Source organism: Curtobacterium sp. Csp2 (assembly GCF_013347165.1).
This window is the reverse complement of sequence record NZ_CP054593.1, coordinates 2,393,150-2,401,531: the sequence shown is the minus strand read 5'-3', so window position 1 is coordinate 2,401,531 and position 8,382 is coordinate 2,393,150. Positions and strand designations below refer to the sequence as shown.

The following is an 8,382-nucleotide window of genomic DNA, read 5'->3' as shown; positions in this document are numbered from 1 at the left end:
GATCCGATCCTCCAGGCCGGGGTCGGACCGCAGCGGCGACGGGGCCGAGCGGTCGTCGCGACCGGGCTGCGCGCCGGGGTGGTTCTGCGACGACAGGTCGAGCGTCGTCGCGACGCCGGCGCCCGCGGCGTCGCGGCGCAGGTCCGGCAGGACCTGGCGGACCGCGTCGCGGCCCGCCTCGGACGCCGCGAACAGCTCGACGTGCATGCCGTGCGCCGTGACGTGCGCGCGGACCGTGACCGGTCCGAGCGTGTCGGGCACGACCTGGACGGTGACGACGTGCTCGCCGGTGTCGGCGTGCGCGAGCGCGAACACCGGGCGGGCGAGCTGCTGGGCGAGCGGGGCGCTCGGGGCCGGAGCGCCCGCGGTCGGCGCGGGTCCGGCAGTCGGGGCCGCCGGCGGGGTCGGGACGGTGACGGACGGCTCACCGCCGCGCGGTGTGGACACGGCCTGGAGGATCGGATCACCCTGGTCGGTCCGCGTCGCGTCCGGCGCGTGGCCGGTCCCGCGGGACGGCTGCGCCGGGGTGGTCACGGGTACGGCCGGTGCGGTCGCAGGGGCCGCCGTGGTGTCCGCGGTCACCGGCGCGGACGCCGTCGCGGTCACGGGGGCTGCCGGCAGCGCGGGCACGGCGGGCGAGGCAGCTTCGGAGGACGGGGTGCCCGTGGTGGCCGGGCTGCTCGTCGCCGCCGGCTCCCCGTGCGCGCGCGGCACCGGGGCTGCTGCCGGTGCCGCTGCCGTCGCAGGCGTGGGCGAGGTCGCCGTGCCCGGGTCGACCGGCGCCGCCGGGTTGTCGCGGACCGGGGTCGGCGCCGGTGCACCGCTGGACGCAGTCGTGGTGAGCGGAGGCGTGGTGAGCGGAGCCGCGGCGGGCACGATCGTCGACGCCGCGAGCACGGGCGTCGCGGTCGCGGCCACGGGCTCCGCCGCCGTCTCGTTCGCCGATGTGGTCGCGGCCGGCGTCCCCGGCACCGTGGCAGTGGCAGTGGCGGGTCCCGCGGGCGCGATCGCCGGCACGGGCACCGGGAGCGCGGTCACGAGTGCGACCGGGAGCGCCGGGGTGGCGCCACCCGCAGGGACCGGCGCGTCGGTCGTCGTGGTGCCGGCGCCGTCGTGGTCGGTCCCGGCGTGCTCGGTCGCGGTGTGCTCGGGCTCACGACCGTCCCGTGGCGCGTCCTGGTGCGGCGTGCCCGCGACCGCGGCCATCGCGGCGCCGAAGGGCTCGGCCGTCCCCGACCCCGGACCCGGGGCGGACGTCGGCGTCGTCGGCGCCGAGCGGACGGCCGGCGTGGGGACGGCGGACACCGGGCTCATGCCGCACCCCCGCGCATCATCGACAGGAGCGCCGCGGTCTGCAGGTCCGTCGCGCTCGACGCCACAGACCCCGCGGACACGGCCGGGGTCGCGGACGCCTCGGACGGGACGATCCGGCGGATGGTGGCGATGTCGGAGTCCTTGTACCAGTTGTCGACGATGCGGACGTCCTTGCCCGGGCGCGGAGCGTGCAGGACCTTGCCGTCGCCGAGGTAGATGACGATGTGCTGCTCGCCCTTCGGCACGATGAGGTCCCCCGGCTTCGCGTCGGCCAGGGACCCGACCGGCACGCCCATGTCCGCCTGGTCCGGCACGACGCGGGGCATCGTGACGCCGAGGTCCTTGAACACCGTCTGCACGAGACCGGAGCAGTCCATCCCGGAGCGGGTGGTGCCGCCGAACACGTACGGCACGCCGAGGTACTTCTTGGCGTCCGCGACGACGTCCGCCCCGGTCGCACCGCTGCCGGTGGCGAGCGTGCCCGTCCCGGCGTCGACGGAGGTCGCTGGGGCTGCGGTGGCGGCGCTCGTCGCGGGGGTCGACGCGGACAGCGGGTCGTCGGCCGCCGAGGAGAGCGCGTCCGCGAACGCCGTCGAGGACGCGGCGCCGGAGGACCCGGTCGTGGTCGTCGTCGTCGTCCCGCCGGTCACCTCGCTGCGCAGGGCGTCGATGCGGGTGCGGATCTCGTCGATGCGGGAGAGCACGGCGTCCACGCTCATCGGGCACCACCTTCCGTGCGGCGTCGGGCCGCGATCTCGTCGAGGGCGTGCTGTTCCGCCCGGAGTTCCTCGGCCGCCTGCTGGCGCGCGTGCTGCGCCTCGAGCTTCTCGAGCCCGAGCGCGGCCCGGCGCGCTGCGGTGTGCTCGGCCTGCGCGGCGTCGGCGTCCTCGCGGCGGGACCGTGCGACGGCCTCGAGCTCCTCGAGCATCCCGCGCGTCGAGGCCCGGGCGGCGGCGACCGCGCTGAGGGTCGCCGCGTCCGTGATCGGCTGGGACGCCTCGCTGTCGGCCAGGTTCCGCCGGGCAGCGATCCGGGCGTCCGCGGCGTCACGGACCCGGTCCTTCGCGGCGGCGAGCACGGCGGCGGCGCGGTCCTGCTGCGCGTGCCGGAGCCGCAGCAGTCCGGCGAGGGGGAAGCGCTTCGCCATCAGCCGGTCACCCCCAGCCGAGCGACGAGCGTCTCGAGCGCGTGCCACGAGGACGCGGCGTCGGCGCGCTCCCCCATGCCCTGCTGCAGGAACGCCTCGATCGCGCCGCGGTGGTCGACCGCGGCGTCGACGAGCGGGTTCGTCCCGCGCTGGTACGCGCCGACGTCGAGCAGGTCCTGCGCCCCCTGCCGGGCGGCCATCACCTTGCGCAGGACGGTCGCCGCGGCACGCTGCTCGGGCGTCGTGACCTTCGAGGCCACGCGGGACACCGAGCCGAGCGCGTCGACGGACGGGAAGTGCCCGGTCACGGCGAGCTTCCGGTCGAGCACGACGTGCCCGTCGAGGATGCTCCGCGCGCTGTCCGCGATCGGCTCGTTGTGGTCGTCGCCGTCGACCAGGACCGTGTAGAGCCCGGTGATGCTGCCGACCCGGTCCGTCCCGGCGCGTTCGAGCAGTCCGGCGAGCACCGAGAACGTCGACGGCGGGTACCCCCGGGTGGCCGGGGGTTCGCCGACCGACAGGCCGATCTCGCGCTGCGCCATCGCGACGCGGGTGAGCGAGTCCATCATGAGCACGACGTCGGCCCCGGCGTCCCGGAACGACTCCGCGATCCGGGTGGCGACGAAGGCCGCACGGAGTCGCATGAGCGCCGGCTCGTCCGAGGTCGACACGACGACCACCGAGCGCGCCAGGCCCTCCGGACCGAGGTCGTCCTCGAGGAACTCCCGCACTTCGCGGCCGCGCTCCCCCACGAGCGCGATGACGTTGACGGCCGCGTCGCTCCCGCGCGCGATCATCGACAGCAGCGACGACTTGCCGACACCGGACCCGGCGAACAGGCCCATGCGCTGCCCGCGGCCGACGGTCGTCAGGGTGTCCAGGACGCGGACGCCGAGCTGCATCGGCGCGTCGATGCGCGTGCGGGCCATGGCGTCCGGCGTCGGGTGGTCGATCGGGACGGCGCCGTCCGAGTCCAGGCGTCCGCGGCCGTCGATCGGGCGACCGAGCCCGTCGAGCACGCGGCCGAACAGCCCGACGCCGGTCGGCACGAGCACCGGACGCCCGGTCGGCCGTGCGGGGGTGCCGGCGGTGATGCCGGTGAGCCGGCCGAGCGGCATGCAGCGCACGCCGGTGCTGTCGGTCGCGACGACCTCGACGGCGGTCTGCGGTCCGCCGTCCGCGCCCACGGTCACGACGTCGCCGATGCGCGCGTCGAGTCCCGCGACGGTCAGGCCGAGTCCGACGGCGCTCGTCACGACGCCGACGCGCTGCGGCCCCGCGGCCGCACGGGCATCGTCGAGGCCACGGGGGCGGAGCAGCGTCGCGGTCACCGTGCCGCCTCCAGGGCCTCGCGGGCACGACCGAGCGCGGCGTCCAGGCGGGCGTCGAGCAGGCCGTCCGGCAGGTCGACGACCGCGTCGCCGTCGCGGAGCGACGGGTCGGCGACGACCGGGACCGGCAGGTCGAGTCCGGCGACGCGCGCTGCGTCCGCGGGGCTGGTCCGGACCGCCAGGGCGACCGTGCGGTCGACCAGCGCGAGCGCCCGCCGGACCGTGGCCTCCGCACCGTCCGCGCCACGGTCCTCCAGGCCGGCTCCCGCCCCGTCGGCGTCGGCCGCCGTGTGGTCACCGACCGTCTGCCGGGAGGCGCGCACCGCGTACCCGACGACGGCCTCCGCCAGGTCCAGGGCCGCATCGATGAGCGAGTCCTCCGCGTCCGCCAGGACGGGCGCCACCTGCGCGAGGAGCGCGTTCGTGGCGGCGTCGAGGACCTGCACCCGGCGGGCGGTCTCCGCCTGCAGGGCCGCGACGCGTGCGGCGTGCTCGGTCTCCAGGCGCGCGTGCAGCGCCGCGGTCTCCGCCTGGGCGGCGCGCAGACCGGCCGCGTAGCCGGCGGCGTGCCCGCGGACGTCGGCGGCCGCGGCGCGGTCGCGCGCGACGGTGCCGTCGAGCACCGGGTACGCGACGCGCTGCAGGACGGGGTCAGTCAACGAGCTCGTCCTCCTCGGTGCGGTGCACGGTGATGACGCCCTGCGCCTCGAGCTCGCGCACGGAGCGGACGACCTCGGCGCGCGCCTCCTCGACCTGGGACACGCGGACCGGCCCCATCGACTGCAGTTCGTCGTCGAGGAGCTGGCGGTTGCGCTCGGAGACGTTCGCGCGGATGGTCTCGACGACCGGGCCCGGAGCGCCCTTCATGGCGGTCGCGAGCAGCTTCGAGTCGATGCCGCGGAGCACCTGCTGGATGTCCCGCGACTCGAGCTTCACGATGTCGGTGAAGGTCAGCATGCGGGAGCGGATGTCCTCGGCGAGCTCCGGGTCGCGCGCCTCGAGCCCCTCGAGCACGGCCTTCTCGGTGGCGACGTCCGAGCGGTTGATGATGTCGACGAGCGGGGCGATGCCGCCGACGACCTCGACGCTCTCGCGCGGTGAGACGACGGCGCCGGCGCGCTGCCGGAGCACCCCGGCGACGATGCCGACCGCCTCGGGCGTCGCGCTGCCCATCGTGGCGAAGGCCTGGGCGACGTCGGTCCGCACGCGCTCGTCGACCCCGGCCAGGACGGCACTCGCCTGCGCGGGCTTGAGGTGCGCGAGCACGAGGGCGATCGTCTGCGGGAGCTCGCCCTCGAGCAGGCTGACGACCTGCCCGGGCTCGGCGTCGTCGAGGAACTCGAACGACTGCCCGGCCAGGTTCGACGCCAGGCGGTCCATGACGCCGGCGGCGCGCTCGGAGCCGAAGGACGCCTCGAGGAGCCCGAGGGCAGCGTCCTTGCCGCCGCGCTTCTGCACGCGGCCGCGCTGGGTCATCCGGTGGAACTCGCTCATCGTCCGGTCGACCACGGTGTCGTCGACCCGGCGCATCCGGACGATCTCGGCCGAGATCTCCTCGGCTTCGAGCTCGGTGAACTGCTTCATCACCTCGGCGGCGCGCTCGGTCTCCATCTGCATGAGGATGAGGGCGACCTTCTGCGCGCCGGTCAGGGGACGCTCGGCGGCGGGGCCGCCCGCTCCCCCGGCGGTGTTCCCTGCCGCGGCGCTCCCGGCCGCGATCGGCACGACGCCGCTCACACCGGGGACCGGTCGTCCAGGAGCCCGCGGAGGAGCTCGGCGGTGCGCTTCGGGTCGCGCTCGGCCAGGGCGGAGATGTCCTGGCGGCGGCGCTCGGCGCTGATCTCGTCGGTCGTGAGGACCTCGGTCGGGGCGTCGTCGTGCGGCAGGGTCGGGAGCGCGACCGTCGGGGCGTCCCCGGCGGACAGGCCGGTCCGCTCGGCGTCGTCGAGCGCGAGCGGCAGCTCGAACGTCTCGCCGGCGAAGGCGTCGAGCTCGCCGACGTCGACCGCCTCGCGCTCCTGGCGACGGCCGCGGCGGGCGAGCACGATCGCCAGGACGATCGCCGCGGCGAGCACGGCGACGACGATGCCGGCGGTGCGGATCGCGGACCACATCGACGCCTGCTGGTCGGCCTGCTGCTGCGCCTCGAGCGCCTTCTGCGCGTCCTGGGCGGCGGAGCGGTCGAAGTCCATCACCGCGACGCGGACCTGGTCGCCGCGGACGTTGTCCACCCCGGCCGCCGCGGCGACGAGGTCGTTGACGCTCTGCAGGTTCGCGTTCTTCACGGCGTCCGCGCGGGAGTTCAGCGCGACGGAGATGGTCTGCCGCTGCACGCCCCCTGCCGGGATCTGGGTCGTCTCGGTGGTGTGGTCGACGGCGTTGTTCTTCGTCGCGGACTCGTTCGTGTAGCCACCGGTGCCGTTCGACGCGGCGCCGTTCGGGACGGCGACGTTGTCCGGGCCGAGGACGCCGGTCGCCCCCGCTGCCCCGGCGGCGCCCGCGCCGTACTGCTCCTTGGTGCTCGACTCGTTGAGCGCTACCGGCCCGGAGGTCGGGGTGGCGAAGCTCTCGGACGTGCGGGTGCCGGACTGCTCGTTCATCGTCGCGGAGACGACGACGCTCGCGTTCCCGGCGCCGAGGGTCGTGTCGAGCAGGTCCTGGATCTTCTTGCTCGTGGTGGCGTCGTAGTCCGCCGCCTGGTCCTGCCCGCTGCCGGTCGCGCCGGTGCCGACGGCCGACAGGGTCTGGCCCTTCGAGTCGACGACGGAGACGTCGGTCGGCTGCATGCCCTCGACGGCGGCGCTCGTCAGGTGCACGATCGACTGCACCTGCTCGGTGGTGAGCTGCTTGCCGTTCTCGGTCGCGACGAAGACCGACGCGGTGGGGTCCTTCTCCTCGGACGTGAACACGGTCTTCTCCGGGATGGCGAGCTGCACGGTCGCGGTCTGCACGCCGTCCATCGACGAGATCGTCTTCGCGAGCTCGCCCTCGATGGCGCGCTTGTAGGTGACGTCCTGCTGGAACTCGGAGCTCGTCACGCCCATCTTGTCGAGCAGCGAGTAGCCACCCTCGTTCGACGACGGCAGCCCGTTCGACGCGGCCTTGAGCCGCTCCGAGTACACCTGCGCCTGCGGCACGAGGATCGTCGCCCCGCCGTCGCTGAGCTGGAACGGCACGCCGTCGGTGGTCAGCTGGTCGGTGATCGAGCTCGCGTCCTTCGCGGCGAGGCCGGTGAAGAGCGGTGCGTAGGTCGCCTTCCCGAGCCAGCTCGCGAGCGCGATGCCACCGAGCACGACCGCCGCGATGCCGATGATCGCGATGGTCCGCTGCGCGGCGGAGAACCCCTTGACGTAGGCGACGAGACGGGCCCACGTGTCCTGGACGGCGGCGGGCATCAGGCCTGCATCCGCATGATCTCGTTGAACGCGTCGACACCCTTGTTCCGCACGGCGGCGACGAGCTCGAGCGTCACCTGCGCACGCGTGGCGGCGATGGTGGCGTCGTGGATGTCGTCGAGGTTGCCCGTGACGGCCTTGAGCGCGAGCGTCTTCGAGGTGCTCTGCAGCTGCTGCAGACCGTCGACGGCGTTCGTCAGGCTGCCGGCGAAGCCGTCGCCGGCGCCGGTCGCCCCGGTGGTGGCGTCGGTCCCGCCGAGACCGCCCGTCCCGGTCACGTCGGACGTGCTCGGGAACGCGCGGGTCATCGCGTTCGTGGTCGCACCGTTCACGGCGTCGATGGGCATCAGTTCTTCCCGATCTGCAGTGCCGCCTCGTAGGCGGTCTTCGCCCGGTCGACCACCGCGGCGTTCGCCTGGTAGCCGCGCTGGGCCATGATGAGGTCCGCCATCTGCGTCCCGAGGTCGATGTCCGGCATCCGGACGTAGCCCTGCGCGTTCGCGAGGGGGTTCTCCGGGTCGTAGGTGACCCGGCCGGCGGCGCTGCCGAACGCGGCGCCCTTCACGTAGGCGCCGGACGTGCCCGCACCCTCCTGCACCTCGACGTACCGGGCCTGGAAGGCGGAGTCGTCCATCGAGCGGACGGTGTTGACGTTGGCGATGTTGTCCGAGATCGCGTCGAGCCACTTCCGGTGCACGGTGAGGCCGGTGCTCGCGATGCCGATCGCGTCGAAGGTCGTCACGAACTCGTCCGCATCGCCGCGCGCACGCTCGTCAGTTCGCTGTTCATGGCCTGCGTGGCGAACTGGTACCGCAGCACGGTGTCGACGTTGGAGAGCGTCTCCTGGTCGAGGTTGACGTTGTTGCCGTTGGTGTTCGTCGGCTCGAGGCTCCGCGCCGTCGTCGCCGCGGTGTGGCCGTCGCCGTGCACGATCGACTGCGCGAGCGCGTCCTCGAACTGCACCTTCTCGGCGTGGTAGTTCGGCGTGTTGATGTTCGCGATGTTGTTCGCGATGGTGCGCTGTCGGAGCGACAGGCCGTCGAGCGCGCTCTGCAGCGCGGCGCTCGTCACGGAATCGAACACTGGTCGACCGTCCCCTTCGGCAGCGGCGTCCCGAGGGACGTCGCCGGTTGGCGGGTGGCCGATCCGTGGCCGAACTGGTGAGCGATCCGTGCTCGACGACCGCTGTCGGCGT

10 protein-coding genes are annotated in these 8,382 nt (G+C 74.5%); all 10 read right to left on the bottom strand.

The annotated features are described in order from the left end of the window. The coding region (locus tag HUN59_RS19440; protein WP_217483543.1) for a flagellar hook-length control protein FliK at window positions 1–1,314 on the bottom strand (1,314 nt) is incomplete at its 3' end. Further along, window positions 1,311–2,033, bottom strand: coding sequence for a C40 family peptidase (locus HUN59_RS19965; RefSeq protein WP_174778434.1), 723 nt, complete (start codon window positions 2,031–2,033; stop codon window positions 1,311–1,313). The genes HUN59_RS19965 and HUN59_RS19440, both read right to left, overlap by 4 nt. Further along, window positions 2,030–2,461 carry a flagellar export protein FliJ gene (locus HUN59_RS11610; RefSeq protein ID WP_174778433.1) on the bottom strand — a complete coding sequence of 144 codons (432 nt, stop codon included), beginning with the start codon at window positions 2,459–2,461 and terminating at the stop codon, window positions 2,030–2,032. The genes HUN59_RS19965 and HUN59_RS11610 overlap by 4 nt, the downstream gene beginning before the upstream one ends. Beyond that, window positions 2,461–3,792, bottom strand: coding sequence for a FliI/YscN family ATPase (locus HUN59_RS11605; protein WP_174778432.1), 1,332 nt, complete (start codon window positions 3,790–3,792; stop codon window positions 2,461–2,463). The genes HUN59_RS11610 and HUN59_RS11605 overlap by 1 nt, the downstream gene beginning before the upstream one ends. Beyond that, window positions 3,789–4,451 (bottom strand): FliH/SctL family protein, encoded by a 663-nt coding sequence (locus tag HUN59_RS11600; protein WP_174778431.1) that lies wholly within the window; start codon window positions 4,449–4,451, stop codon window positions 3,789–3,791. Before HUN59_RS11600 ends, HUN59_RS11605 begins: the two co-directional genes overlap by 4 nt. Further along, complete coding sequence (gene fliG, locus HUN59_RS11595) at window positions 4,444–5,442, bottom strand: flagellar motor switch protein FliG (RefSeq protein ID WP_174779468.1); 999 nt, start codon at window positions 5,440–5,442, stop codon at window positions 4,444–4,446. Before fliG ends, HUN59_RS11600 begins: the two co-directional genes overlap by 8 nt. An 83-nt stretch (window positions 5,443–5,525) precedes the next feature. Beyond that, a complete protein-coding gene (fliF, locus tag HUN59_RS11590; protein ID WP_174778430.1) occupies window positions 5,526–7,187 on the bottom strand; it encodes a flagellar basal-body MS-ring/collar protein FliF in 1,662 nt (553 codons plus the stop codon). Then, window positions 7,187–7,534 (bottom strand): flagellar hook-basal body complex protein FliE, encoded by a 348-nt coding sequence (gene fliE / locus HUN59_RS11585; RefSeq protein WP_174778429.1) that lies wholly within the window; start codon window positions 7,532–7,534, stop codon window positions 7,187–7,189. Before fliE ends, fliF begins: the two co-directional genes overlap by 1 nt. Continuing rightward, on the bottom strand, window positions 7,534–7,929 hold the full coding sequence (locus tag HUN59_RS11580; RefSeq protein ID WP_058741145.1) for a flagellar basal body rod protein FlgC: 396 nt from the start codon (window positions 7,927–7,929) through the stop codon (window positions 7,534–7,536). Before HUN59_RS11580 ends, fliE begins: the two co-directional genes overlap by 1 nt. Next, the gene (locus HUN59_RS11575) at window positions 7,926–8,270 is read right to left on the bottom strand and encodes a flagellar basal body rod protein FlgB (RefSeq protein WP_058741146.1); all 345 of its coding nucleotides are present in this window, start codon (window positions 8,268–8,270) and stop codon (window positions 7,926–7,928) included. The genes HUN59_RS11580 and HUN59_RS11575 overlap by 4 nt, the downstream gene beginning before the upstream one ends. Window positions 8,271–8,382 lie beyond the last annotated feature (112 nt).

Excerpts from the sequence above, each read along its gene's own strand:
- HUN59_RS19965 (WP_174778434.1), bottom strand. The coding sequence starts at position 2,033 with ATGAGCGTGGACGCCGTGCTCTCCCGCATCGACGAGATCCGCACCCGC.
- HUN59_RS11610 (WP_174778433.1), bottom strand. The coding sequence starts at position 2,461 with ATGGCGAAGCGCTTCCCCCTCGCCGGACTGCTGCGGCTCCGGCACGCG.
- fliF (WP_174778430.1), bottom strand. The coding sequence starts at position 7,187 with ATGCCCGCCGCCGTCCAGGACACGTGGGCCCGTCTCGTCGCCTACGTC.
- fliE (WP_174778429.1), bottom strand. The coding sequence starts at position 7,534 with ATGCCCATCGACGCCGTGAACGGTGCGACCACGAACGCGATGACCCGC.